This window comes from Nocardioides nematodiphilus (genome assembly GCF_020216525.1).
In the GTDB taxonomy this organism is placed as follows: Bacteria; Actinomycetota; Actinomycetes; order Propionibacteriales; family Nocardioidaceae; genus Nocardioides; species Nocardioides nematodiphilus.
In genome coordinates, this window is the sequence record NZ_JAIWOY010000001.1 from 40,029 (window position 1) to 66,025 (window position 25,997).

23 protein-coding genes are annotated in these 25,997 nt (G+C 70.9%); 9 read left to right on the forward strand and 14 right to left on the reverse strand.

Annotation, left to right across the window (positions count from 1 at the left end; genetic code table 11):
- Positions 1 to 61: 61 nt before the first annotated feature.
- Positions 62 to 1,684, reverse strand: a complete 1,623-nt coding sequence (groL, locus tag KSO98_RS00195) for a chaperonin GroEL (protein WP_225282750.1) — start codon at positions 1,682 to 1,684, stop codon at positions 62 to 64.
- A complete protein-coding gene (groES, locus tag KSO98_RS00200) occupies positions 1,684 to 1,977 on the reverse strand; it encodes a co-chaperone GroES (RefSeq protein ID WP_225282751.1) in 294 nt (97 codons plus the stop codon). Before groES ends, groL begins: the two co-directional genes overlap by 1 nt.
- Positions 1,978 to 2,165: 188 nt before the next feature.
- Between groES and KSO98_RS00205 the strand changes: the two genes are divergently transcribed.
- Both KSO98_RS00205 and KSO98_RS00210 read left to right on the forward strand, forming a co-directional pair.
- Positions 2,166 to 3,365 carry a THUMP-like domain-containing protein gene (locus KSO98_RS00205; protein ID WP_225282752.1) on the forward strand — a complete coding sequence of 400 codons (1,200 nt, stop codon included), beginning with the start codon at positions 2,166 to 2,168 and terminating at the stop codon, positions 3,363 to 3,365.
- Between the two features lie 108 nt (positions 3,366 to 3,473).
- Positions 3,474 to 5,597 (forward strand): MMPL family transporter, encoded by a 2,124-nt coding sequence (locus KSO98_RS00210; RefSeq protein WP_225282753.1) that lies wholly within the window; start codon positions 3,474 to 3,476, stop codon positions 5,595 to 5,597.
- Positions 5,598 to 5,712: 115 nt separating this feature from the next.
- Here the strand turns inward: KSO98_RS00210 and tsaD are convergent, their stop codons facing one another.
- The gene (gene tsaD / locus KSO98_RS00215) at positions 5,713 to 6,762 is read right to left on the reverse strand and encodes a tRNA (adenosine(37)-N6)-threonylcarbamoyltransferase complex transferase subunit TsaD (RefSeq protein WP_225282754.1); all 1,050 of its coding nucleotides are present in this window, start codon (positions 6,760 to 6,762) and stop codon (positions 5,713 to 5,715) included.
- Between the two features lie 142 nt (positions 6,763 to 6,904).
- On the opposite strand from tsaD, the gene KSO98_RS00220 reads away from it, so the two are divergent.
- Positions 6,905 to 8,884, forward strand: coding sequence for an HAD family acid phosphatase (locus KSO98_RS00220; RefSeq protein ID WP_225282755.1), 1,980 nt, complete (start codon positions 6,905 to 6,907; stop codon positions 8,882 to 8,884).
- Here KSO98_RS00220 and rimI read toward each other — a convergent pair.
- From rimI to glmS, 8 genes are all read right to left on the reverse strand, one after another.
- Positions 8,881 to 9,324, reverse strand: a complete 444-nt coding sequence (gene rimI, locus KSO98_RS00225) for a ribosomal protein S18-alanine N-acetyltransferase (protein WP_225282756.1) — start codon at positions 9,322 to 9,324, stop codon at positions 8,881 to 8,883. The genes KSO98_RS00220 and rimI overlap by 4 nt on opposite strands.
- A gap of 10 nt (positions 9,325 to 9,334) precedes the next feature.
- Positions 9,335 to 9,964 carry a tRNA (adenosine(37)-N6)-threonylcarbamoyltransferase complex dimerization subunit type 1 TsaB gene (gene tsaB / locus KSO98_RS00230; protein WP_225282757.1) on the reverse strand — a complete coding sequence of 210 codons (630 nt, stop codon included), beginning with the start codon at positions 9,962 to 9,964 and terminating at the stop codon, positions 9,335 to 9,337.
- Positions 9,961 to 10,914, reverse strand: coding sequence for a tRNA (adenosine(37)-N6)-threonylcarbamoyltransferase complex ATPase subunit type 1 TsaE (tsaE, locus tag KSO98_RS00235; protein ID WP_225282758.1), 954 nt, complete (start codon positions 10,912 to 10,914; stop codon positions 9,961 to 9,963). Before tsaE ends, tsaB begins: the two co-directional genes overlap by 4 nt.
- Positions 10,911 to 11,960, reverse strand: coding sequence for an alpha/beta fold hydrolase (locus KSO98_RS00240; RefSeq protein WP_225282759.1), 1,050 nt, complete (start codon positions 11,958 to 11,960; stop codon positions 10,911 to 10,913). Before KSO98_RS00240 ends, tsaE begins: the two co-directional genes overlap by 4 nt.
- 94 nt (positions 11,961 to 12,054) lie before the next feature.
- Positions 12,055 to 13,188 (reverse strand): alanine racemase, encoded by a 1,134-nt coding sequence (gene alr, locus KSO98_RS00250; protein WP_225282760.1) that lies wholly within the window; start codon positions 13,186 to 13,188, stop codon positions 12,055 to 12,057.
- A gap of 12 nt (positions 13,189 to 13,200) precedes the next feature.
- Complete coding sequence (locus tag KSO98_RS00255; protein ID WP_225282761.1) at positions 13,201 to 14,604, reverse strand: NAD(P)H-hydrate dehydratase; 1,404 nt, start codon at positions 14,602 to 14,604, stop codon at positions 13,201 to 13,203.
- A 40-nt stretch (positions 14,605 to 14,644) separates the two neighbouring features.
- Positions 14,645 to 14,998 (reverse strand): holo-ACP synthase, encoded by a 354-nt coding sequence (locus KSO98_RS00260; protein WP_225282762.1) that lies wholly within the window; start codon positions 14,996 to 14,998, stop codon positions 14,645 to 14,647.
- Between the two features lie 55 nt (positions 14,999 to 15,053).
- Positions 15,054 to 16,898 carry a glutamine--fructose-6-phosphate transaminase (isomerizing) gene (gene glmS, locus KSO98_RS00265; protein WP_225282763.1) on the reverse strand — a complete coding sequence of 615 codons (1,845 nt, stop codon included), beginning with the start codon at positions 16,896 to 16,898 and terminating at the stop codon, positions 15,054 to 15,056.
- Positions 16,899 to 16,964: 66 nt separating this feature from the next.
- On the opposite strand from glmS, the gene coaA reads away from it, so the two are divergent.
- Complete coding sequence (coaA, locus tag KSO98_RS00270; protein WP_225282764.1) at positions 16,965 to 17,948, forward strand: type I pantothenate kinase; 984 nt, start codon at positions 16,965 to 16,967, stop codon at positions 17,946 to 17,948.
- An 86-nt stretch (positions 17,949 to 18,034) separates the two neighbouring features.
- Here coaA and glmM read toward each other — a convergent pair whose 3' ends face one another.
- From glmM to rplM, 3 genes are read right to left on the reverse strand one after another with little or no spacing between them, the layout of a single operon-like run.
- Complete coding sequence (glmM, locus tag KSO98_RS00275; RefSeq protein ID WP_225282765.1) at positions 18,035 to 19,396, reverse strand: phosphoglucosamine mutase; 1,362 nt, start codon at positions 19,394 to 19,396, stop codon at positions 18,035 to 18,037.
- An 18-nt stretch (positions 19,397 to 19,414) separates the two neighbouring features.
- Positions 19,415 to 19,924 (reverse strand): 30S ribosomal protein S9, encoded by a 510-nt coding sequence (gene rpsI / locus KSO98_RS00280; RefSeq protein ID WP_225282766.1) that lies wholly within the window; start codon positions 19,922 to 19,924, stop codon positions 19,415 to 19,417.
- A gap of 17 nt (positions 19,925 to 19,941) precedes the next feature.
- On the reverse strand, positions 19,942 to 20,385 hold the full coding sequence (rplM, locus tag KSO98_RS00285) for a 50S ribosomal protein L13 (RefSeq protein ID WP_225282767.1): 444 nt from the start codon (positions 20,383 to 20,385) through the stop codon (positions 19,942 to 19,944).
- 216 nt (positions 20,386 to 20,601) lie between these two features.
- On the opposite strand from rplM, the gene KSO98_RS00290 reads away from it, so the two are divergent.
- The 5 genes from KSO98_RS00290 to KSO98_RS00310 all read left to right on the forward strand — a co-directional run bounded on the left by KSO98_RS00290 (position 20,602) and on the right by KSO98_RS00310 (position 25,994).
- Positions 20,602 to 21,891: a citrate synthase gene (locus KSO98_RS00290; RefSeq protein WP_225282768.1), complete on the forward strand. Its 1,290-nt coding sequence runs from the start codon at positions 20,602 to 20,604 to the stop codon at positions 21,889 to 21,891.
- A 41-nt stretch (positions 21,892 to 21,932) separates the two neighbouring features.
- Complete coding sequence (locus KSO98_RS00295) at positions 21,933 to 22,535, forward strand: HAD family hydrolase (RefSeq protein WP_225282769.1); 603 nt, start codon at positions 21,933 to 21,935, stop codon at positions 22,533 to 22,535.
- Between the two features lie 74 nt (positions 22,536 to 22,609).
- Positions 22,610 to 23,779 (forward strand): non-hydrolyzing UDP-N-acetylglucosamine 2-epimerase, encoded by a 1,170-nt coding sequence (gene wecB, locus KSO98_RS00300; protein WP_225282770.1) that lies wholly within the window; start codon positions 22,610 to 22,612, stop codon positions 23,777 to 23,779.
- Between the two features lie 8 nt (positions 23,780 to 23,787).
- Positions 23,788 to 25,029 (forward strand): UDP-N-acetyl-D-mannosamine dehydrogenase, encoded by a 1,242-nt coding sequence (wecC, locus tag KSO98_RS00305; RefSeq protein WP_225282771.1) that lies wholly within the window; start codon positions 23,788 to 23,790, stop codon positions 25,027 to 25,029.
- A 32-nt stretch (positions 25,030 to 25,061) separates the two neighbouring features.
- A complete protein-coding gene (locus tag KSO98_RS00310; protein WP_225282772.1) occupies positions 25,062 to 25,994 on the forward strand; it encodes a hypothetical protein in 933 nt (310 codons plus the stop codon).
- Positions 25,995 to 25,997: the final 3 nt, after the last annotated feature.

Genomic DNA, 25,997 nt, shown 5'->3' on the forward strand with positions numbered 1-25,997 from the left:
TCCGGACGGACGAACGCCCCGACTGCCGAGGCAGCCGGGGCGTCCGGGTGGAGCTGGTGGATCAGTGACCGTGGCCGTGACCGTGACCGGTGGCCGCAGCGGGCTCCTCGTCCACGGGCTTCTCCACGATCAGCGTCTCCGTCGTGAGCAGCATCGCGGCGATGGAGGTCGCGTTGATGAGCGCCGAGCGGGTGACCTTGACCGGGTCGATGACGCCCTGGGCGACCAGGTCGCCGTACTCGCCGGTGGCGCCGTTCCAGCCGTTGCCGACGCCGGCCTCACGGACCTTGGAGACCACGACGTAGCCGTTCTCGCCGCCGTTCTCCGCGATCCAGCGCAGCGGCTCGTCGACCGACTTGCGCACGATGCGCACGCCGGCAGCCTCGTCGCCCTCGAAGCCGAGGTCACCCTCGAGCACCGAGACGGCGTGCACCAGAGCCGAGCCACCGCCGGGGACGATGCCCTCCTCGATCGCGGCGCGCGTCGCGGAGACGGCGTCCTCGATCCGGTGCTTCTTCTCCTTGAGCTCGACCTCGGTGTGAGCGCCGACCTTGATCACGCAGACGCCGCCGGCGAGCTTGGCGAGGCGCTCCTGGAGCTTCTCGCGGTCCCAGTCGGAGTCGGTGTTCTCGGCCTCGGCCTTGATCTGGTTGACGCGACCGCTGACAGCGGCCGGGTCGCCGGCGCCGTCGACGATGGTGGTGTTGTCCTTCGTCGCCACGATGCGACGGGCCTGGCCGAGGTGCTCCAGGCCGACCTGGTCGAGCTTGAGCCCGACCTCGGGCGCGACGACCTGACCACCGGTCAGGACGGCGATGTCCTCCATGATCGCCTTGCGGCGGTCACCGAAGGCGGGGCTCTTGACCGCGACGGCGTTGAACGTGCCGCGGATCTTGTTCACCACGAGGGTGGACAGGGCCTCGCCCTCGACGTCCTCAGCGAGGATGAAGAGCGGCTTGCCGGACTGCATGACCTTCTCGAGGACCGGGAGGAGCTCCTGGATCGAGGAGATCTTGCCCTGCACGAGCAGGATGTACGGGTCGTCGAGGACCGCCTCCTGGCGCTCCGCGTCGGTGACGAAGTACGCCGAGATGTAGCCCTTGTCGAACTGCATGCCCTCGGTGAACTCCAGCTCGGTGGCGGGAGTGTTCGACTCCTCGACGGTGATGACACCGTCCTTGCCGACCTTGCTGAACGCCTCGGCGAGCAGCTCGCCGATGTGGCTGTCACGGCTGGAGATGGTCGCGACGGAGGCCATGTCGGACTCGTCGTTGACCGGGCGGGCCGCTGCGAGGAGCGCCTCGCTGACCTTCGCCGCGGCGGCGTCCATGCCGCGCTTGAGACCCATCGGGTTGACGCCCGCGGCGACCGCGCGCAGACCCTCGTGGACCATCGCCTGGGCGAGGACCGTCGCGGTGGTCGTACCGTCACCGGCGACGTCGTTGGTCTTGGTGGCGACCTCCTTGGTGAGCTGCGCACCAAGGTTCTCGAACGGGTCGTCGAGCTCGATCTCGCGAGCGACGGTGACACCGTCGTTCGTGATCGTCGGCGCGCCCCACTTCTTGTCGAGGACGACGTAGCGGCCCTTCGGGCCGAGCGTCACCTTGACGGCGTTGGCGAGGGCGTCGACGCCGCGCTCGAGGGCGCGGCGGGCGTTCTCGTCGAACTCGAGGATCTTCGGCATCAGCCGATCACCGCGAGGATGTCGCGGGCGCCGAGGATGAGGAACTCCTCGCCGGCGTACTTGACCTCGGTGCCGCCGTACTTGCTGTAGATGACCTTGTCACCGACAGCGACGTCGAGCGGGACGCGGTTGCCGTTGTCGTCGACACGACCGGGGCCGACAGCGAGGACCTCGCCCTCCTGCGGCTTCTCCTTGGCGGTGTCCGGGATGACCAGGCCGGAGGCGGTGGTCTGCTCGGCCTCGACCTGCTTGATGACGATGCGGTCCTCGAGCGGCTTGATGTTGATCGACACGATGTCGACCTCCCCTTCACACAGATGTATGGGTGATGAACGTCTGTGCCTGCGGCTCCCGGCCACGCCGTCGCGGGGGTCGTGTCCGTGTCGCAGGCGCTGGCACACTCGATGCGAGAGTGCCAGGCACGACGTTAGCACTCAGCTATAACGAGTGCCAGAGTCGGGCTCACTGCGAGAATGTGCGCGTGGACCTCGACGCCTTCGACTGGCTGCTCACCGATCCCGGCCAGCAGGTCCTGGCCCGCGCCGTGGCGCTCGGGACAGAGACGCGCGGGGATCCTCTCAAGGCTCAGTCCGCGCTGAGACGGGAGTTCGCCGACGTCGAGGCGTCGTACGTCGCGGTGGCGATGAGCCAGGCTTCGCTGCGGGCGAAAGCGGTGGCGAAGTTCGGCGACCTCGCGGCGTCGATGTACTTCACGCCGGACGGGCTCGAGCAGGCCACCCGGCTCCCGGTCGCCGAGCACCGGGCCGCGCGGCTGGTCGCCTTCGAGGCCGCCTCGGCGATCGACCTGGGCTGCGGGATCGGCGGCGACCTGGTCGCGATGGCGCGGGCCGGCATCACCGCCGCGGGCGTGGACCTCGATCCCGAGCGGGTGGCGGTCGCGCGCGCCAACCTCGCCGCCCTCGGCCTGTCGGGCGCGGTGATGGTGGCCGACGCGACCGAGGTCGACCACTCCCCCTTCGCGGTCGCCTTCGCCGATCCGGCCCGGCGTACGAACAACCGCTCCCGCGGGCGGGTGATGGACACGGAGGGCTGGACGCCGCCGTGGCCGTTCGTCCTCGAGCTCCTCGCCCGCGACGCGTGCGTGAAGGTCGCGCCGGGCGTCCCGCACGAGCTGATCCCGGCCGGTGTGGAGGCAGAGTTCGTCAGCGACCACGGCGAGGTCAAGGAGGCCGCGCTGTGGTCGGGGAGCCTGGCGACCGTACGCCGGCGCGCCACCGTGCTCGGCGACGGCGGGCTCGCCACCCTGACCGACGAGGACGACCCGGGCGCCGAGGCGGTCGGGGTGCGCGCCGTCGGCGAGTTCCTCTACGAGCCCGACGGTGCCGTCATCCGCGCCGGCCTGGTGACCGCCGTCGCCGCGGGGGTCGGGGGCGGCCTGCTGGACGAGCAGATCGCCTATGTCACCGCCGACGAGGCCTTCCGTACGCCCTTCGCCCGCGGCTATCGCGTGGTCGAGGAGCTGCCCTATCGCGAGCGGGCGCTCCGTGCGGCGCTGCGCGAGCGGGGCGTCGGGCGGCTGACCATCAAGAAGCGGGGGGTCGCGATCGTGCCCGAGGAGCTGCGCCGACGGCTCTCCCCGCAGGGTCCGAACGAGGCCACGATCGTGCTGACCCGGGTCGCCGACGAAGGCACCTGCCTGCTGGTCCAGCCGCTTACGTGACACATGTCAGGGGGCCCGCGTGAGGTTGGTCCTGAATACCCCTGAGTGACCCCTGAGATCCCCCTGACTCGGAAGTGATTGTCGCCTGACTCCATTAGGTTTGGGCGCATGTTCGGAGCTCTAGGACGCCTTGCTGCGCGTCGACCCTGGTACATCATCGCCTCGTGGGTGGTCCTCACGGTCCTGGTCGTGGCGTTGGCGCCCGGCCTGAAGTCCACGACGGACCAGTCCGACTTCCTGCCCAGCCACTACGAGTCGATCCAGGCCACCAACCTGATGACCGACGCCTTCCCGCAGCACAACGACTCCGGCGCGACGATCGTGTTCTCACGTACGGACGGCGTGGCGCTGAGCGGGGACGACCTCACCAAGGCGGGCACCATCGCGAAGGGTCTCGACCTGGGCTCCGACTTCACCGACGTCGGTGAGGTGACGCCCTCGCCGACCAAGCAGGTCGCGATCGTCAACATCGGCATCGGTCGCAACGTGACCGGTCAGGACCAGCGCGACTTCGACCAGGTCGTGGACATGCGCAAGCAGCTGACGAAGGCCACCGACGGCACCGCTCTCAAGGCGCAGACAACGGGCACGCTCCCCCAGTCGTACGACCAGTCGCAGTCGGGCAAGAGCGCCGAGGCGATCGTCATGCTCGCGACGATCCTGCTGATCCTGATCCTGCTCGGCGTGATCTTCCGCAGCGTCCTGGCCGCGATCACCCCGATCGTCATCGTCGGCGTCGTGTTCGCCGTGGCCAACGGCTTCATCGGCATCGCCGCCGAGCTGTTCGACCTCAAGGCCGACAGCTCGCTGACCGTCATCCTCGGCGTCGTGCTCTTCGGCATCGGCACCGACTACTTCCTCTTCTACCTCTTCCGCTTCCGCGAGCTGCGCCGCAAGGGCGCCGACCACAAGGAGGCCATCCTCGGTGGCGTGGAGCGCGCCGGAGAGGCGATCGCCTCCGCCGGTGGTGCCGTCATCGTCGCGTTCCTGACGCTCGCGCTCTCCTCGCTCGGCATGTTCCGCTCGATGGGTCCGGCGCTCGCGATCGCCGTCGCGGTCATGCTCGTCGCGGCGCTGACGCTGGTCCCCGCGGTCGTCAACGTGCTCGGCAAGGCGTTCTTCTGGCCCTCGAAGAAGTGGGCTCAGGAGCCCAAGGACAACAAGGGCTTCTCCGCCATCGGCCAGTCATTGGGCAAGCGCCCGGCCCGCTTCGCGCTCGTCTCGGGCGGCCTGCTGGTGATCCTCACGCTGTTCATCAGCGGCTTCAACCCGAGCTTCGACCTCGGCTCCTCGCAGTCCGCTGCGAACGTCGAGTCGGCCCAGGCGACCAAGACGATGGAGGACGGCGGCCTCTCGGCCGGCGCCACCCAGCCGACGCCCGTCCTGCTGACCTCTGACAGCAAGCTCGACCCGGCCACGTTCCCCGCCTTCTCCGCGGCACTCGCCAAGGTCCCCGGCGTCGCCGCGGTGGCTCCGCAGGCCCTCCCCTCGCCCGACGGCAAGACCACGATGTTCATCGTGACGCTGAAGGCCGACCCGTCGTCCGACGCCGCGATCTCCACGGTGAAGGACGGGCTGCGTCCGGCCGCCCACGACGCCGCCCCCACCGGCACCACCGCGAAGGTCGGCGGCATCACGTCGGTATTCGTCGACTTCCAGGCCGCGATGAACCGCGACTACCGGGTGGTCTTCCCGGTCGCCGCGATCATCATCATGCTGATCCTCGGCCTCGTGCTCCGCTCGCTGGTCGCGCCGTGGTACCTCATGCTGTCGGTCGCGCTGGGGTTCGGCGCGACCCTCGGCTCGGCAGTCATCGTCTTCCAGCACATCAAGGGCGACGAGGGCCTGCTCTTCATGCTGCCGATCATGATCTACCTGTTCGTGGTCGCGCTCGGCACCGACTACAACATCCTCATGCTGACCCGACTGCGTGAGGAGGCCCGCGAGGGCAAGGATCCCCGCGAGGCGGCGGCCGAGGCCGTCAAGCACGCCGGCCCGACGATCGCCGTGGCCGGCCTGATCCTGGCCGGCACGTTCGCCTCGCTGATGCTGGGCGGCAACAGCTTCCTGCTGACGCTCGGCTTCTCGATCGCCTTCGGCATCCTCATCGCCGCGTTCGTCATGGCGATGTTCTTCACCCCGGCGATCACCGCGCTCCTGGGTCACCGCGCCTGGTGGCCGGGTCACGCCGACGAGGCGAAGCACGAGGAGAAGGAGCTGGTCGAGGCCTGAGCCTCGCCGCACCCCGCCGAGATCGAGGCGTCACCTTCGGGTGGCGCCTCGATCCCTTTGTCCGCTCGCCCCGCAGAAAGTGACCGCTCGAGCCTCGAGAAGTGACCTCTCGACGTCAGGCCAGGACGTGGGTGACCGGCTGGGAGGAGTCGGCCGGGAGGTCGAGCGCGGAGGGCGTACGGCCGCGGGCGACCATCTCCGAGCCGAGTGCGGCGACCATGGCGCCGTTGTCGGTGCACAGCCCCGGGCGCGGGACCCGGATCCGGATGCCCAGCTTGCTCGCCCGCTCCTCGGCCAGCACACGCAGGCGGGAGTTGGCGGCGACGCCGCCCCCGATCACGATCTCGTCGATGCCCTCCGAGGAGGCGGCATCGAGCGCCTTGCGGACCAGTACGTCGCAGACCGCCTCCTGGAAGGAGGCGGCGACGTCGGCGACCGGGACCGGCTCACCAGAGCGCTCGCGGGCCTCGACCCAGCGGGCGACGGCGGTCTTGAGGCCCGAGAAGGAGAAGTCGAAGCGGTGCCGCTCGAGGTCCTTCCTGGTGGTCAGCCCACGCGGGAAGTCGATCGCTATCGAGGAGCCGGAGACGGCCGTACGGTCGATGACCGGCCCGCCGGGGAAGCCGAGACCGAGCAGCCGGGCGACCTTGTCGAAGGCCTCCCCCGCGGCATCGTCGATGGTGGCACCCATCGGCTGGATGTCGCCGGTGACATCGCCGACGCGCAGCAGCGAGGAGTGGCCGCCGGAGACCAGCATCGCCAGGCAGGGCTCGGGCAGCGCGCCGTGCTGGAGCTGATCGACGGCGACGTGGGCGGCGAGGTGGTTGACGCCGTACAGCGGCTTGTCGAGACCGATCGCGAGCGCCTTCGCGGCCGCGACGCCGACCAGCAGCGCGCCCGCCAGGCCCGGTCCGGCGGTGACGGCGATCGCGTCCACGTCGCGCAGCGCGATCCCGGCCGTGTCGCAGGCCCGCTCGATGGTCGGGACCATCGCCTCCAGGTGCGCCCGGGAGGCGACCTCGGGCACGACGCCGCCGAAGCGCGCGTGCTCCTCGACGCTGCTCGCGACCGCATCGGCCAGCAGCGAGTGGCCACGGACGATGCCGATGCCGGTCTCGTCGCACGAGGTCTCGATGCCGAGGACGAGCGGTTCGGAGGAGGCCATGAGGACCATTGTGCCGATGCGCCCGCGCAACGGCGCGATCGGCCGTCATCAATCGTGACCCTTGTGACGCACGGCCGTCACATGGTGTCTTTACTGTCAGCGAATTCACCTCGCGTTCATCTCGGCCACCACGGAGGCATTCATGAGAGTCACCCGTCCCGCCGTCACGATCGCCGCGTGCGCGGCGCTCGTGACGACGATGGTCACCGGAGCGCCCGCGCACGCCGCGGATCCGCTCAGCCCTGCGACCAGCTTCAGCTTCACCGTCAACCAGGACGGCACCGTCGTGGCGCCGACCGACGGCGGTGCCATCCCGAACATCGACTCCGTCAAGTCGACCCTCCGGGCGTACTACGGCACCGGCACCACCAAGGTGGACGACCCGGCGTACGTCTTCGCCACGGATGGACTCGACGGTGACGACGTCTCCACCGTCCCGCAGAAGACGTACCTGCCGAACCTGGACACCTCCCCGTACGCCACGAACACCAAGGCGGTGGCCGACGCCATCGACGCCGCACTCCCGGACGCGCCCGCGGCCAACACGGCGGTCGTGTTCGACGTCGACTCCACGCTGCTGAGCGACTACGGCAACGAGGAGGACATGAGCTTCAACTACTCACCCGCGGTCAACGCGATCTGGGTCAATCACGAGCTCTTCCCCGCAGTGGCGGGGATGCCGGCGCTGCTGCGGAAGCTCGCAGGCCAGGGCTACAAGATCTATGGCATCACCGGTCGGCCCGCGGCGCAGGAGACCCACACCCTCGGCAACCTCGTCAAGGCCGGCTACACCAGCGACGGCACCGCCACCGGCACGCCGTTGTTCGACGGCGACACGCTCTTCACCAAGGACCTGGCCAACCAGCCGTGGGTCGACTGCACCGCCGACGGCAGTGCTGCGACCGCATGCTCGACGGTCGAGTACAAGGCGCTGACCCGCAAGCACATCCAGGACACCGACGGCGTCACGATCGCGATGAACGTCGGCGACCAGTGGAGCGATCTCGAGGGCGGCTACGCCGCGAAGTCCCAGAAGGTGCCCAACCCGAGCTACTTCCTGCCCTCGGCCGACATCACCGGCGCCCCGGCGGGCGACAGCGCCATGGTGCTGCCGAAGATGTACACGATGGCCCCGGACGGCTCCGGCGGCCCGACCGCGACCGACGGTGACGCGATCCCCAACGAGGGTGCCGTGGTCAGCCTGATCCGGGCGTACTACAACGCACCGTCCTCCGGCGCGAACAAGGGCATCGCCGACAAGACGACGTCGCCGTACATCACCCAGCTGACCGCCCTCGAGGCGAGCTGGACCCCGAAGATCACCACCGCATGCCAGCAGGGCGTCGCCACGGCGGCCGCGACCCGGCTCGCCGGCTCCAAGGCGACGGCCGCGCTCACCACTGACACCCGCGCCGTCACCAAGGCGACGAAGGCGGTCGCCCGCGCCGTGCGCCAGCTCAAGCAGGCCAAGCGGCACCACACCGGTGCGTCGCACGTGGTGAGGCAGAAGAAGAAGGCTCTCGCCAAGGCCCGCCGCGCGCTCACCAAGGCCCGGGCGACCCTCGCCGCCGACCGCGCCGCGATCGCCGCCGCGAAGGTGGTCAAGGACCCGGCCGTGGTCTTCGACGCCGACGACACCACCCTGTGGACCTACGACATGGAGGACGGGGCGATGGGCTTCGCCTTCAACCCCGCGCTGCAGGACGTCTGGGTCCAGGGCAAGAAGTTCGCCGCCACGCCGGGCATGCCGGCGCTGGCCAAGGCCGTCGCCAAGGCGGGTTGCACGGTGATCGGCCTGACCGGTCGCAACACCGCCCAGGAGGACGCCACCATCGCGAACCTCACCGAGCAGGGGTACGTCGACGCGGCCGGCAAGCCGCTGTTCACCGCCGCGAACTACTACACGAAGTGGGTGAGCCCCGCGACGCCGCCGGCGTACATCACCTGCGCCGACCCGGCGAAGTGCACGACGATCGAGTACAAGTCCGGCACGCGGAAGTACCTGGAGTCGCAGAAGGGCCTCGACATCGTGGCCAACCTGGGCGACCAGTTCTCCGACCTCATCGGTGGCGCCGCTGACGCCACCTACAAGCTGCCGAACCCGACGTACTACCTGCCCTAGAGCTCCATCTGCAGGATGATCGCGGTGGTCCCGTCACGGTAGTAGCGGGGCCGCCGGTCGATCTCGACGAAGCCGGCGCGCTCGTAGAACGCGAGCGCGCCGGTGTTCGTCTCGCGCACCTCCAGCAGGAGCCGCTCGGCGCCCTGGCGGGTCGCCTCGTCCCGTACGGCCGCGAGCAGCTCGCCGGCCACTCCCCTGCGTCGCAGCGCCGGGGTGACCGAGATCCGCTGCAGCTCGGCGATCTCGAAGACGATCGAGGTGATCGCGTGCCCCACGATCACACCGTCATCATCGACCGCGACGTGCAGGACCGTGCCGTGCAGCAGGCCCTCGACGCCCTCGCGCAGGTAGCCGGCCGGCCAGGAGTCCGCTGGGAACGACTCGGCCTCGAGATCGGCGATCGCCTCGACGTCGGCCGTCTCGGCGAGCCGGATCCTCATCGCTGGGCCCTCACCTCTGGGCGGCCGCGACCGCGTCCGGGCGGCGCAGGTACAGCGGCTCGGGATCGATCAGCTCGACGAGCTCCTCGCTGACCGCGACGGCCATCCAGGCGGCGCTCGGCCGGGTGGGACCGAAGGCGTTCGGGAAGGCGCCGGGATAGAGCAGCGCGCCCTCGCCGGCCGTCGGCTGGTCGGTGGCGGCGTCGGCCGGGCGGATCACCTGCGGCCCGTCGAGACGGCGCCCCAGCTCGTCGTACGTCGCGAGGTAGACCTCCTTGCGGCGCGCGTCGGTGGCGACCGTGAACGGCCCCGCCACGCCGGAGGCGACCGCTTGGGCCGCGATCACGTCGAGCGAGCAGACGGCGTACACGGGGATGTCGAGGACGAAGCCGAGCGTGCGGGCGGTGACCAGCCCGACCCGCAGGCCGGTGAAGGGCCCCGGACCGGTGCCGACCGCGATCGCGGTGAGGTCCTGGCGGACCGCCCCGGCCTGCGTGAGCGCCTCGGCGATCAGCGGCGCGAGCTGCTCGCCGTGCTTCATCGCCCGGTCGGAGGTCAGCTCGACGATCACCTCCTCACCGTCGTGGAGGGCCACGCTGACCTGGGGGGTCGCGGTGTCGAAGGCCAGCAGCAGGGTCATGAGCGCTCTCCGGTGAAGTCGTCGAAGTGCAGGTCGTGCCAGCGCGGGCCGACGGGGGTGATCTCCACGCGACGCGGATCCTCGTCGCCCTCGAGCTCGTCGATGGTCAGGGCGCGCACGATCCGGATCTCCAGGCGGGACTCGGCCAGTCCCTCGGCCAGGCCGGCGCCCCACTCGACGACCGTCACCGCGTCGTCGAGGTCGGTGTCGAGGTCGAGGTCGTCGAGCTCGGCCATCCCGCCCAGGCGGTAGGCATCGACGTGCACCAGATCGGGTCCGCCGATCTCGGAGGGATGGACGCGGGCGATGACGAAGGTCGGCGACGTGACCGCGCCACGCACGCCCAGCCCCTCGCCGAGGCCCTGGGTGAAGGTGGTCTTGCCGGCGCCGAGCTCGCCGCTGAGGACCAGCAGGTCGCCCGCCCGGAGCTGCTTGGCCAGAGTACGGCCGAGGTCGCGCATCTCCTCGGCGTCGCTGACCTCCTCGACGTGCGTGCGCAGCGGGCGGCGCAGCTCGACGTACGGGGTGCGATGCGCGATCTCGCGGAAGCCGGCGCGCTGCCAGAAGCGGACGGTGCGCGGCAGCTCCTCGCGGGCGACGACGGTGAGGTCGTCGAAGCCGTCCGAGGCCGTGACAGCGGTGTTGATCATGACGTGGGCGATGCCGTGGTGCTGCCGGTCGGGCAGGACGGCGAAGCGGCGCAGGAAGACGGTGCGGCCGACCGGGTCGAAGATCAGGGTGCCGGCCGGCTCGCCGTCGACCTCCGCGATGAGGCCGCCGTGCGAGGCGAGCTGGATCGCGATCGACTCGACCGTCTCGTGCAGCGCGTCCGCGGGTGGATCCAGCGGCGGGCGCTCGCCGAACGCGGCGAGCACGATCCGCAGCACGTCGGCAGCGGCCTCGGGGCCGACCCGGCGTACGGTCACCTCGACATCGGGCTGGTGGCTCACGCCTGCTCCGCCCGGGCGAGGAGCTGGTCGAGCGCGGCGTTCACCTGGCCGTGGCGCTCCATGATCACCATGTGGCCGGCGTTGGGGCACTCGACCAGCGTGGAGCCGGGGATGCGACTCTGCAGCTTGCGACTGTGCCCGATCGCGGTGAGCTTGTCGCTGGTGCCGCAGATGATCGTCGTCGGGATCGCGCCGAGGATGCCGACGTACTCGAACTTGTCCATGTCGCGGAATCCCGGGAAGAACTGCGCGACCACCTGGAACGGCGTCATCGCGATCATGTCGTTGACGAACGCGACGTAGCCCTCGGGTACCTCGTCGCCGAAGGCGAAGGTGTCGGTGACCACGCTGGCGAGGTTGGCGCCGACGCGTCGGACGCCGTCCACCGCCTTGTGGCCGCGGGCCAGCGTCTTGACCGCGCCGTCGGTGAGCCCGGCACCGACCTTCGCCGGGATCATCGGCAGCAGCACGCGGGCCGGGTCGAGCCCGCCGGCCGTGGTCGAGATCAGCGCGGCGCCGACGATCCGGCCGCCCTGACTGAGCGGCTTGAAGAGATCCGGGTGTTGCTCGGCGAGCGCGACGATCGTCATGCCGCCCATCGAGTGACCGACCAGCACGACCGGCCCCTCCGGGACGAACGCGTCGATCACCTGCTTGAGGTCTCGCCCGACCTGGTCGATGGTGGCGTTCTCGCTCGACGAGCGGCCACTGCGGCCGTGCGAGCGCTGGTCGTAGTAGACGCTGCGGACGAGGCCGCGGTAGGCGGCGCGCTGGAAGTGCCAGCAGTCCAGGTTGAGCGTGTAGCCGTGCACGAAGACCAAGGTGAGGTCCGACTCGGCCTCGTCGATCTCGACGTGCAGGTCGACCCCGTCATCGGTGACGAGGTGGCGCGGCGGGGTGTTCAGGGAGCCGAAGATCGTCTTCTTCGCGGCCCCGCGCCGGGCGACGAGAGCGCGCCGGCGACGGGACACGTCGAGCACGCCCCCCACGGCGGCCGCGCCCGCGGCTCCGGCCGCGATGGCAGCGATCCTCTTGGTCATGCTCATCGACGTACTCCCCACATCGAGTGGCACAGCGCTCCGTGCGCCGATGAGGCGGCACACCATGCACTGTCGTGGACTTCTCGCTCGCTGCGCTCGCTCATCGCTCAGTCTCCCTCTGGCTGTCGATGTGGCGCCGGCTGAGCCGGCCCCCGAGTCGGGTCACGATCTCGTAGCTGATCGTGCCCGTCGCCTGCGCCCACTCCTCCGCGGTGGGCTCGCCGCGCGTGCCCGGCCCCCACAGCAGAACCTCGCTGCCGGGAGCCGGCGTGTCGCCGCCGAGATCGACCACGAACTGGTCCATGCAGATCGTGCCCCTGATCGGCCGGCGGCTGCCCTCGATGAGCACCTCCGCGCCGGGCGAGGCGCGGCGCGCGACGCCCTCGGCGTACCCGATCGGGACCAGCCCCAGGGTGGTCGGCTCGGCGGCCGTCCACCGTCGGCCGTACGAGACCGCGGCTCCCGCCTCGACGTGCTTGACCAGCGCGAGCTCGGCACGCACGGTCATCGCCGGGATCAGCTCGACCTGGTGCAGGCCGGGCGCTGGGTCGAGGCCGTACGACGCGATGCCGCACCGGACCAGGTCGTAGCGGCTGCTCGGGCGCAGGATCGCGGCGGCCGAGTTCGCCAGGTGGCGCACCTCCGGCTCGAGCCCGCCGTCGGCGGCGATCGCGAGGGCCTCCTCGAAGACCTTCTCCTGCTCGTCGTTGGCCGGGTCGTCGGGGACCTCGCTGCTGGCGAAGTGGGACCAGATGCCGGTGATCCGCCAGGTGCCGGCCTGCTCGCCGGCGCGGGCGCGGGCCACGACGTCGGGCCACTCGGCGAGGGTGGCGCCGCCGCGCGAAAGACCGGTGTCGACCTTGAGCTGCACCCGGTACGGAGCCCCGCCGGCGCGGGCGGCGGCCTCGGCGATCCGGTCGAGCTCGGCGACGGTGTAGGCGGTGACGTCGATGTCGGCGGCGAGCACCGGCGCCAGATCGTCGGCGGGGACGGTGAGCCAGCACAGCATGCGGCCGGTGTCGCCCGTGGCGCGCAGCGCGAGCGCCTCGTCGAGGGTCGCGACGCCGAGCCAGTCGGCTCCGGCCTCGCGAGCGGCGCGGGCCGACTCGAGCATGCCGTGGCCGTACCCGTCAGCCTTGACGACCGTCATCATCGCGACCCCGGCCATCGCCTTGAGGGTGGCGACGTTGCGGCGGATCGCGGCGAGGTCGACGACGATCTCGGCCCGGGTCATGGGGTCAGTCTTTCATCCCCGGGTCAGGCCGCGGATCACCGAGGGGAGGTGACGGGCGACATCCCCGGCGACGATCGGGCCGCCGTCGCCGGCCAGAGTGGCCGCCGCGCCGTGTAGCCAGGCGCCGGCGCCGGCCGCGTCGAACGGGTCGAGGCCGGCCGCGAGCAGCGCCCCGATCAGCCCGGCGAGGACGTCGCCGGCACCGGCGGTGGCGAGGTAGGGCGTGCCGGTGGTGTTGATCCGCGCGCGGCCCTCCGGCGTGGCGACGACGGTACGGCGGCCCTTGAGCAGGACGACGACGCCGTACGTCGCGGCCGCGTGCCGGGCGAAGTGCAGCGGCCGGGCCTCGATCTCCTTGCGGTCCGCCTGGAGCATCGCCGCGAGCTCGCCCGCGTGCGGCGTGAGCACGTGGCCCTTCCCGGCGAGCGTGGCCCGCACGTCGGCCTTGTCGAGATGCGCGAGCGCGTCGGCGTCGATCACGACCGGCACCTCGTCGGCGAGGGCGTCGCGCAGGTGCTGCTCGGCGTCGGTGTCGGTGCCGGAGCCCACGACCCAGGCCTGCACCCGCCCGGCGCCGACCACCTCGGGGTGCTGCTGCTTCACCGGGTCCCCGGCGGAGCCGACGTAGCGGACCATCCCGGCCAGGCCGGTGGCGGCACCGCTGATCGCCAGCAGGGCTGCGCCCGGGTAACGGTCGCTGCCGGCGCGGACACCGACGACGCCGCGTGTGTACTTCTGGGCGTGTGCCTGCGGCCGTGGCACCAGTCGGGCGACGTCGGCGGCCTGCAGGCTCTCGACCGGTGCCGGCGGCAGCTCGAGCCCGAGGTCGACGAGCTCGACCACGCCGCAGTCAGCGGCGGAGGGGTCGGCCAGGTGGGCGATCTTGTGGGTGCCGAAGGTGACCGTCAGGTCGGCCTGCAGCGCCATGCCGTGGCGCTCGCCGGTGTCGCAGTCCATCCCGCTGGGGATGTCGACGGCCACGAACGGGATCGAGCGGTGGATGGGGATGACGGCCTCAGCCACCTCCGGCGGCAGACCGGGGCGCCCGCCGATGCCGAGCACGCCGTCGACGACCACGTCGACACTCGCCGCGGACAGCGGGCGAGGCTGGCGCACCCGCCCACCGGCGCTCCGGAGGGCGGCGAGTCCGCGCTCGTGGGCCCGGCCGAGCAGGATCCACGCCTCGACGTACGCGCCGCGACGGGCCAGGTGCGCGCCCGCGTAGAGCGCGTCCCCGCCGTTGTCGCCCGGCCCGACGAGCAGCACGACCCGGCGCCCGTAGACACCGCCGAGCAGCTCCTCGATCGCGTACGCCAGGCCGGTCGCGGCCCGCAGAATCAGCGCGCCCTCCGGCAGCGTCGCCAACAGCGCCGCCTCGGCGGCTCGGACCTGCTCGACGGTGTGCGCTGACCTCACGGGCCCAGCGTGTCAGACGCGTGCTCGATCATCGAGGCGGTCAGCCTTCGAGCAGCACGTACGCCGTCGCCAACCCGCCGTCGTGCGACAGCGAGACGTGGACCGAGGTGACGCCCTTCGCCTCGGCGGCGGCGGCCACCGAGGCCCGCAGCACGAAGGTCGGCTGACCCGACGCGAGCGAGACGACCTCGGCGTCGTGCCAGGCCAGCCCGGCAGGAGCACCCAGGGCCTTGGCGAGCGCCTCCTTGGCGGCGAAGCGCGCGGCGAGCGAGGCGGCCGGACGACCGACCTCGTCGCCGACGAAGAGTCGCTCGGCCAGGCCGGGCGTGCGTGCCAGCGACTCCTGGAAGCGGGCGATGTCGCAGACGTCGATGCCGACGCCGACGGTGCTCACGGCCGGCTCGACCGCGCGCGAGGGCCGACTCGGCGGTGCCTGGAGGCCACCTCGATCACTCGACGGTGACGGACTTCGCCAGGTTGCGCGGCATGTCGACGTCGTGGCCCATCAGGGTGGCCAGCTCACAGGCGAAGAGCTGCAGCGGGACGGTGGCGACCAGCGGCTGGAGCAGCACGGGGACCTTCGGCAGGCGGATCAGCACGTCGGCGTACGGCTCGATGGCGGTGTCGCCCTCCTCGGCCAGGCAGATCGTGCGAGCACCGCGGGCGCGCACCTCCTGGATGCCGGAGACCATCTTCTCGTGCAGCTGGTCGCGGCCGCGCGGCGGCACGATGCACCAGATCGGCAGGCCGTTGTCGACCAGCGCGATGGGGCCGTGCTTGAGCTCGCCGGCAGCGAAGCCCTCGGCGTGGATGTAGGCGAGCTCCTTGAGCTTGAGCGCGCCCTCGAGGGCGACCGGGTAGCCGGCGTGGCGGCCCAGGAACAGGACCGACGGCGTGCCCAGGTACTCCTTGGCCATCGCGTAGACCTCGTCGGCGTGGCTGAGCACCGTATCGATGTGGGCCGGCATCTCCTCGAGCTGGTCCATGATCTGGTTGATCTCGTCGCCGAAGCGGGTGCCCTTGACCTGCGCGAAGTAGAGGCCGAGGAGGTAGCAGGCCACCAGCTGGGTGAGGAAGCCCTTGGTCGACGCGACGCCGATCTCGGGGCCGGCGTGGGTGTAGATGACCGCGTCGGACTCGCGCGGGATGGTCGAGCCGTTGGTGTTGCAGATCGCCAGCACCTTGGAGCCCTGCGAGCGCGCGTGCCGGATCGCCTGGAGGGTGTCGGCGGTCTCGCCGGACTGCGAGATCGCCACCACCAGGGTGCGCTGGGTGAGGATCGGGTCGCGGTAGCGGAACTCCGAGGCCAGCTCGACCTCGACCGGGACGCGGCACCAGTGCTCGATGGCGTACTTGGCGACCATGCCGGCGTAGAACGACGTGCCGCAGGCGATCACGATCACCTTGTCGATCTCGCGCAGGTCCTCGTCCGAGAGCCGCACCTCGTCGAGCTGCAGCCGACCGGACGCGTCGCGGCGACCGAGCAGCGAGTCCGCGACGGCGCGCGGCTGCTCGAAGATCTCCTTGCGCATGAACCAGTCGTGGCCGTCCTTCTCGGCGGCCGACAGGTCCCAGTCGACGTGGTAGCGGGTGCCCTCGGCGGGCTCGCCGTCGAACGTCGACACCGCGACGCCGTCGCGCGTGATCGTGACGACCTGGTCCTGGCCCAGCTCGAGCGCCTCGCGGGTGTGCTCGATGAAGGCGGCGACGTCGGAGCCGAGGAAGTTCTCCCCCTCGCCCAGACCCACCACCAGGGGGGAGTTGCGGCGTGCGGCCACGACCCGGTCGGGGTCCTGGGAGTCGACGGCGACGAGGGTGAAGGCGCCCTCCATCTGGCGGCAGGCCGCCTGCATCGCGACCGTCAGGTCGACGCCCTTGTCGAGCTCGCGCTCGATGAGGTGGGCGGCGACCTCGGTGTCGGTCTCGGAGAGGAGCTCGTGGCTCTCGGCCTCGAGCTCGGCCCGGATCTCGGCGAAGTTCTCGATGATGCCGTTGTGCACCAGCGCCAGCCGCTGCTCGCGGCCCAGGTGCGGGTGGGCGTTGCGGTCGGTGGGCGCGCCGTGGGTGGCCCAGCGGGTGTGACCGATGCCGATCGTGGAGGCCGGCAGGGGGCTCTCCTCGATCGCCTTCTCCAGGTTGGCGAGCTTGCCGGACTTCTTGTCGCTGGCGATCGTGCCGTGGTCGACCAGGGCGATGCCGGCGGAGTCGTAGCCGCGGTACTCGAGCCGTCGCAGGCCCTCGATGACGACGTCCTGAGCCGAGCGCATGCCGACGTATCCCACGATTCCGCACATGGCCGCGGAGTCTACCGGCGTGGACCGCTGCACACCTCCGCGGCGCGGGCTGCCAGAATCGACGCCATGTCGAGCTCTGGGCACTCGGGCGCCACGTCGCATGGCGGGGCCCAGGAGGCGTCGCCCTATCTGGAGCTGGACCGCGAGACCTGGGCGGCACTCGCCAAGGAGACGCGCAACCCGCTCACCGCCGAGGAGATCGCGAGGCTGCAGGGCCTCGGTGACTCGATCGACCTGCGCGAGGTCGAGCAGGTCTACCTCCCCCTGTCGCGGCTGCTGAGCCTGCGCGTGGAGGCGGCCGGCCGGCTGCACCGCGAGCAGGAGCACTTCCTCGGGCGCGACATCCCCGCCCGTACGCCCTTCGTGATCGGGCTGGCCGGATCCGTGGCGGTCGGCAAGTCCACCACCGCGCGCGTGCTGCAGCAGATGCTCGCGCACTGGCCCGAGCACCCCAACGTCGCGCTGGTGACCACCGACGGGTTCCTCTACCCCAACGCCGAGCTCGAGCGCCGTGGGCTGATGCAGCGCAAGGGCTTCCCCGAGTCGTACGACCGGCGCGCACTGCTCAAGTTCGTCGTCGACATCAAGTCCGGCAAGGAGGAGGTCGAGGCCCCGATCTACTCCCACCTCGTCTACGACGTGCTCCCCGACGAGAAGGTGACGATCAAGCGACCCGACATCGTGATCGTCGAGGGGCTCAACGTCCTCCAGCCCGCACGGGCTCGCGAGGACGGCCGTACGGGCCTGGGTCTCTCGGACTTTTTCGACTTCTCCGTCTACGTCGACGCCGGCACCACCTGCATCCAGGAGTGGTACGTCGAGCGCTTCCTGCGACTGCGCGAGACGGCGTTCCGCAACCCGTCGTCGTACTTCGCGAAGTACGCCTCCCTCACCCACGAGGAGGCGATCGCGGAGGGCAACCGGATCTGGGAGACCATCAACGGCCCCAACCTGATCGAGAACGTCCTGCCCACCCGCTCGCGCGCGACCCTGGTGCTGCGCAAGGACCGCGACCACTCGGTGCGCTACGTGCGGCTTCGCAAGCTCTGATCCCGGGCAGCGCTGCGCGCGCCCGGCGGACGGGACGCCGGGTCGCGAGGAGCCGCACACCGGTGCTCGCCCGGCCGGGTGGGTCCTCAGAGCGCCAGACGCTGCTTCACGACGTCGGCGAGGCGCGCGGCGATCGCGTTCGCGTCGGTGGCGGTGGCCGCCTCGACCATCACGCGGACCAGGTTCTCGGTGCCGGAGGGACGCAGCAGGATCCGCCCTGAGTCGCCCAGAGCGGCCTCCTCGGTACGGACCGCGGCCATCAGCTCCGCGTCGTCGCAACGGCTCTTGTCGACGTCCTTGACGTTGACCAGCACCTGCGGGAGGCGGGTGACGACCCGCGCCAGCGAGGCCAGCGAGGAGCCGGTGACGGCCATCCGCTGCGCGACGTGGAGCGCGGTGAGCGTGCCGTCGCCGGTGGTGGCGTGGTCGGTCATGATCACGTGCCCGGACTGCTCGCCGCCGAGCGAGTAGCCGCCGGCCTTGAGGTCCTCCAGCACGTAGCGGTCGCCGACCGCGGTCTGGCGCACGGTGATCCCGGCCTCGCGCATGGCGCGGTGCAGGCCGAGGTTGCTCATCACGGTCGCGACGAGGGTGTCGTCGGCGAGCCGGCCGGCGTCGCGCAGGGCGATCGCGACCATGCCCATGATCTGGTCGCCGTCGACGACCTCGCCGTCCGCGTCGACCGCGAGACAGCGATCGGCGTCGCCGTCGAAGGCGAAGCCGGCGTCCGCGCCGTACGCGACGACGGCCTTGCACAGTCCGTCGAGGTGCGTCGAGCCGACGCCGTCGTTGATGTTGAGGCCGGTCGGCTTCTCGTTGATCGCGATCACGCTCGCCCCGGCGCGCTCGAACGCGAGCGGGGCCGACTCGTGCGCGGCGCCGTTGGCGCAGTCGAGCACGATGGTGAGACCCGCGAGCGGGAGGCCCTCGGCCGGGGAGGTGAGGGTGCTGAGGAGGTGGTCGACGTAGTCGTCGATGCCACCGTGGTAGGAGCTGATCCGGCCCACGCCCGCACCGGTGGGGTGCTGCCAGGGCTGGCCCAGGCGGTCCTCGATCGCGTCCTCGAGGGCGTCGTCCAGCTTGACGCCGCCGCGGGCGAGGAACTTGATGCCGTTGTCCGGCATCGGGTTGTGCGACGCCGTGATGACCACGCCGAGATCCGCCTCGAGCGAGCCGGTCAGGTACGCGATGCCGGGGGTCGGGACCACACCGAGGTGGAGGACGTCCACGCCGGCGGAGGCGAGACCGGCCGAGACCGCCGCCTCGAGGAACTGTCCCGAGACGCGGGGATCGCGACCGACGACGGCGCGGGGCCGGTGACCGTCGAACTGGCCGGCGTCGGCGAGGACCTGAGCGGCAGAAACAGCGAGGTCCAGGGCCAGCGAAGCGGTGAGGATCTCACCGTTCGCCAGGCCCCGGACCCCGTCCGTGCCAAAGAGGCGAGCCATAGAAGGCAGGATGCCAGATCAGCGCTTGCTGAACTGCGAAGCCTTGCGGGCCTTCTTGAGACCGGCCTTCTTGCGCTCCACGACGCGGGCGTCGCGGGTCAGCAGACCGGCGCTCTTCAGCGTCGCGCGGTAGCCCTCGGTGTCGACGTCGTTGAGCGAGCGGGCCACGCCGAGGCGCAGCGCGCCGGCCTGGCCGGTGATGCCGCCGCCGTGGATGCGGGCGATGACGTCGAAGCGGCCCTCGAGCTGGAGAGCGGCGAAGGGCTCGTTCGCGACCTGGCGGTGCAGGGCGTTCGGGAAGTAGTCCTCGAAGGCGCGGCCGTTGATCGTCCACTGGCCGGTGCCCGGGACGATGCGAACGCGGGCGACGGCCTCCTTGCGGCGACCGGTGGCGCGGGCCGGAGCGACGGTGGCCGGGCGGGCCGGCGTGTCGATCGAGGCCTCGGACTCAGAGGTGTACGCAACGCCCTCGGCGTTGGTCTCGAAGGTCTCCTCGACCTCGGCCGAGACAGCAGCGTTCTCAGTCATGTCGGTGTTCTCCTGGCTCACTGGGCGATCTGCTTGATCTCGAACGGAACGGCCTGCTGGGCCTGGTGCGGGTGGGTCGGGCCCGAGTAGACCTTCAGCTTCTTGATCTGCTGGCGGCCGAGCTTGTTCTTCGGGAGCATGCCCCAGACGGCCTTCTCGATCGCCTTGCGAGCGTCCTTCTCGAGGATCTCGCCGATCGGCGTCGCGGTCAGACCACCCGGGTAGCCCGAGTGACGGTAGGCCAGCTTGGTCTTCGCCTTGTCGCCGGAGAGGGAGACCTTCTCGGCGTTGATGACGATGACGAAGTCGCCGGTGTCGGCGTTGGGGGCGTAGATCGCCTTGTGCTTGCCACGGAGCAGGTTCGCGACCTGGACCGACAGGCGACCCAGGCGGACGTCAGCCGCGTCGATCACGTGCCAGGCGCGCTCGATGTCGCCGGGCTTGGGAGCGTAAGTGCGCACGGAAGTGCCTCTTCGTTCGTTTCGGCCTCCGCGGCGGGCGCCGGCAGAGGTTGGTGCTTCGCCTCGAATCTGACGAACACGGCCGGCTCCCCTGCACCCTGACGGGCGGCAGGACCGGGCTACCCCCTCACGGGAGCGGCAGAATCGAGACTGACCAAGGCTACGGGCGGACCCCGAAGCGGTCAAAACGAGGGCGTGCGGTTACCGTTGCCTACCGTGACTGAATCTCTCACCGTGCGTGACAACCGCACCGGGATGGAGTACGACGTCCCGATCGTCGACGGCACCATCCGCGCCGCCGACATCGGGCAGATCAAGGCCGCCGACGACGCACCTGGCCTGGCCGTCTACGACCCCGGGTTCGTGAACACCGCTTCCTGCCGCTCCGCCATCACCTACATCGATGGCGACAAGGGCATCCTCGAGTACCGCGGGTACCCGATCGAGCAGCTCGCCGAGAAGTCGAGCTTCCTCGAGGTCGCGTATCTCCTCGTCTTCGGCGAGCTGCCCACCAAGGAGCAGTTCGACAAGTGGGTCCACGCGATCACCTACCACACCTTCGTGCACGAGAACATCAAGGGCTTCATGCAGGGGTTCCGCTACGACGCGCACCCCATGGGCATGCTGATGGCCTCGGTCGGCGCCATGTCGACGTTCTATCCCGACGCGGGTCTGATCGGTGACGCGGACAACCGCCACCTGCAGGTCGTGCGGATGATCGCGAAGATGCCGACGCTGGGCGCCTGGTCGTTCCGGCACGCGCAGGGCAAGCCGTACGTCTACCCGGACAACGACCTGTCCTACACCGAGAACTTCCTCTCGATGCTCTTCAAGATGAGCGAGCCGAAGTACGCGGCCGACCCGCGGATCGTGAAGGCTCTCGACACGCTCTTCATCCTGCACGCCGACCACGAGCAGAACGCGTCGGCCAACGCCGTGCGCGCCGTCGGCTCGACCCAGGTCGACCCGTACTCCGCGGTCTCCGCCGGCATCGGCGCCCTGTTCGGCCCGCTGCACGGCGGCGCCAACGAGGCCGTCCTGCGGATGCTCAAGCGGATCGGCACCGTGGAGAACATCCCGGCGTTCATCGAGGGCGTCAAGGCCGGCAACGAGCGCCTCATGGGCTTCGGGCACCGGGTCTACAAGAACTTCGACCCGCGCGCCAAGATCATCAAGAAGGCCTGCGACGACGTCTTCGAGGTCACCGGGGTCAACCCGCTCCTGGCCGTCGCCAAGGAGCTGGAGCGGATCGCGCTCGAGGACGAGTACTTCATCAAGCGCCGCCTCTACCCGAACGTGGACTTCTACTCGGGCCTCATCTACGAGGCGCTGCAGTTCCCGCCGGAGTTCTTCACCGTCCTGTTCGCGATCGGCCGTACGCCGGGCTGGCTGGCCCAGTGGCTCGAGCTGACCACGGACAAGGAGCAGAAGATCGCCCGCCCGAAGCAGATCTACACCGGTCCGCGGACGCTCGACTTCGTGCCCGCCTCCGAGCGCTGGGCCTGACCCCAGCGATGACGAACCACGAGACGACCCCGGACACTGCCGTGTCCGGGGTCGTGTTCGACTTCGGCGGCGTGCTGGTCGACTGGGACCCGTTCCCGGCGGTCGCGGCCGGCGTGGGACCGGAGGAGGCCGAGCGCTTCCTCGCCGAGTTCGACTTCATGTCCTGGAACCACGAGCAGGACGCGGGCCGCGCCTGGCACGACGCCCTCGCCGAGCTGGAGCGGACCCACCCGCACTTCCTGCCCCACGGCCGCGCCTACGGGGACAACTTCGGCCTGTCACTGCCGGGCGCCGTTCCCGGCACCCCGCAGGTCCTGAAGGAGCTGCACGCCGCGGGCGTACCGCTGCTCGGCCTGACGAACTGGCCCCACGAGTTCTTCTACGGCTATGCGCCGGAGAAGTTCGAGTTCTTCCACCTCTTCCCCGACATCGTCGTCTCCGGGACCGAGAAGCTCGCCAAGCCCGACCCGGCGATCTACCACCTCGCGGTCGAGCGCATCGGACTGCCGGCCGAACGGCTGGTCTTCATCGACGACCGGCAGATCAACGTCGACGCCGCTATTGCCGTCGGGATGCACGGCCTCCTCTTCACCGACGCCGACACGCTCCGTGCGGACCTGGTCACACTCGGCCTGCTGCCGTAGCGAGCCGGTTAGGTCCGTCCCCCGCGGTCGATAGACTGCGGCCGGCCATATCCGACCCCCACCCGAAGGCAGGCATGACCACCTCCGCCACCGCCCGCCGCGTCGCCGCGATCTACGGCACCCGGCCCGAGGCGATCAAGATGGCACCCCTGGTCTCCGGGCTCCAGAGCCACGACCTCATCGACGCGATCGTCGTCGTCACCGGCCAGCACCGCGAGATGCTGGACCAGGTCAACGAGCTCTTCGCGATCAAGCCCGAGCACGACCTCGACCTGATGGTCCACGGCGCGACCCTCGCGGACCTGTCCAGCCGCGCGCTGCAGCGGGTGAGCGAGCTTCTCGAGCAGGAGCGTCCCGACGCGGTCGTCGTCCAGGGCGACACCAGCACCGCGTTCATCGCAGCGCTGGCGGCCTTCTACCAGGGCATCCCGGTCGTGCACCTCGAGGCGGGCCTGCGCTCGGGCAACATCACCTCCCCGTTCCCGGAGGAGGCCAACCGGCGCCTGGTGGCGCCGCTGGCGAGCCTGCACCTGGCCCCCACCTCGACCTCGCGGGCCAACCTCCTGGCCGAGGGCATCGACCCCGCGATCGTGGCGACCACCGGCAACACCGTGATCGACGCGCTCCGGGAGGCCCTCACCACGCCACCGCGCTTCGCCGACGAGGCCGTCGAGGACCTCGTCCGTGCCGGTCGCCGCTTCGTCCTCGTCACCGCGCACCGCCGTGAGTCGTGGGGTGAGCCGATGCGCCAGGCGATGCTGGCCCTGCGCGACATCGCCGAGGCCGAGCCGGAGCTGGCCTTCGTCGTCCCGATGCACCGCAACCCGGTCGTGCGCGACGTCGTCCGCGAGGTGCTGGGCGACCTGCCCCAGGTGCTGCTCACCGAGCCCTTCGACTACCACGAGTTCTGCCACACCATGCGGGCCGCCGAGCTCGTGATCAGCGACTCCGGCGGCGTCCAGGAGGAGGCACCCAGCCTCGGCAAGCCGGTGCTGGTGATGCGTGAGAACACCGAGCGTCCCGAGGCCGTCGACGCGGGCACCGTCCGCCTGGTCGGCACGGACCGGGCCACGATCCGCGACAGCGCACTCACCCTGTTGCGCGACCCCGCCGCGTACGCCGCGATGGCGAACGCGGTCAACCCGTACGGCGACGGCCACGCCGGTCCGCGCGCCGTCGCCGCCATCGCCGAGCTGCTCGGCGTCGGCGAGCGCCTCCCCGACTTCAACCCTCTCGGCACGTAGGAGCAACCATGTTCGATCGCGGAGTGTCCGTCATCGGGCTCGGCTACATCGGCCTGCCCACCAGCGCAGTGATCGCCGCCCAGGGCGTACGCGTCCACGGCGTCGACGTCAATGCCGCGACCGTGGAAGCGGTCAACGCCGGCAAGGTCCCCATCGTGGAGCCCGACCTCGACGTGGCGGTGGCCGGAGCGGTCGCCCGCGGCTACCTCACCGCGGCGACCGCGGCCGCCCCGGCCGACGTCCACATCCTCGCGGTGCCGACGCCCTTCCGCGAGGGACACCAGCCCGACCTGAGCTACGTGCAGGCAGCCGCGGAGGCCGTCGCGCCGCACCTCCAGCCCGGCGACATCGTCATCCTCGAGTCGACCTCCCCGCCGGGGACCACCTTCAAGGTGAGCGAGTGGATCGCGGCCCAGCGCCCCGACCTGCGGATGCCGCACGTGGACGCCGAGAACCCCGACATCCACGTCGCGCACTGCCCCGAGCGGGTGCTGCCCGGCCGGATCATGGTCGAGCTGATCACCAACGACCGTGTCGTGGGCGGCCTGACTCCGGCCTGCGCGACACGTGCCGCCGAGCTGTACGCCCTCTTCTGCAAGGGCGAGATCCTGCTGACCGATGCGGCCAGCGCCGAGATGGCCAAGCTGGTCGAGAACTCCTTCCGCGACGTCAACATCGCCTTCGCCAACGAGCTGTCGAACATCTGCGAGCGGCTGGGCTTCGACGTCTGGGAGATCATCCGGCTCGCCAACCGCCACCCGCGCGTCAACGTGCTCAACCCCGGCCCCGGCGTCGGTGGGCACTGCATCGCTGTCGATCCGTGGTTCATCGTCGCTGCCGCCCCGGAGGAGGCCGTCCTCATCCGGCACGCCCGGGAGACCAACGACGCCCGCCCCGCCGGCGTCGTGCAGCGGATCCGTGAGGTCACCCGCGCCGGCGAGGCCGTCGCCTGCCTCGGCCTGGCCTTCAAGGCCAACATCGACGACATGCGCGAGAGCCCGGCCGTCCACGTCGTCGCCGAGCTGGCCGCTGCCGAGCCCGACCGCACCATCCTCGCCGTCGAGCCGCACGTCAGCGCGCTGCCCAAGGAGCTGGCCGGGCTGCCCAACGTCCGCCTGGTCGGCCTGGAGGAGGCGGTCGCCCAGGCCGGCACGATCGCGCTGCTCGTCGACCACCAGGCCTTCAACGCCGTCGACCGCACCGACCTCGACGCCAAGAGCGTCGTCGACACCCGCGGCTTCTGGCGCTGACCGGCCGTCCCGGGTAGCAGAGGAGAGATCGAGTGAGCCAACGACGTCACGCCGTGGTCTTCGCCGACGAGGCCCGGGAGGGCGGCCGGATCTACGGCTCGCTCTTCGACCACGTCCGCTTGGAGACGTACGACGCCCTGAGCCAGGTCCTGACCACGCCCCCCCTGGTCCTGGCGCTGACCGGGAGCGGCATGGACGCGGCGCTGGGCACGATCCTCGCGCGCCGGCCCGCGGGGCTCGCCGAGCTGCACCTGCACGTCGACCACGTTACCTCTCCGATGATCGCCCGACGTCTCGCCGAGGCACCGGGCTGGACCGTGACCGACCTGGGGCGTGCCGGTGACGGCAGCGCGGTGCTGGTCGTCGAGCAGGTCGCGTCCGGCGAGGACGCCCCTCGTACGGAGGCGGCACTGACGCTCTCACTCGAAGCGCTCCGCCCGCAGGAGCTCGCACCGGCGTGGCCGGAGGCGCTCAAGCTGCGGCCCGCCCCCCGCCCGAAGCAGGGGCCCGCGGAGCCCGCCGCCGCACCGGCACGTGGCGCGCTCTCGGGCTGGCGCACGATCCTGGGCCTGACCGCCGGCGCGGCGGTGCTCGTCGTGGTGCTGCTGGTCGTGCTCGCCGTCGTCGGCGGCTTCGAGGCCGTGGTGATCGGCCTGCTGGTCGGCATCGCCATGCTGCTCCTGGTCGCCACGGCCGGGGTCGCGTACGCCGTGAGCCTGCTGCGCCGCGCAAGCGTCGAGCGCGGCTCGCACGCCGCGGGCCTCGCCACGGAGCTCACCCAGCTGCGCGCCGTGTCCGACAACCTCCTGCGGCGCCAGCGGAAGATCCACGAGCACGCCCGCCGCGCCGACCGGACGACGACCGCCCTCGCGGCCAAGCAGGCCGGTCTCGAGGAGTACGTCGCGGAGTTCGCCGGCCAGTTCACCGCCGCCCAGGCGGCGGCAGCCGAGCGTCACACGGACTGAGGC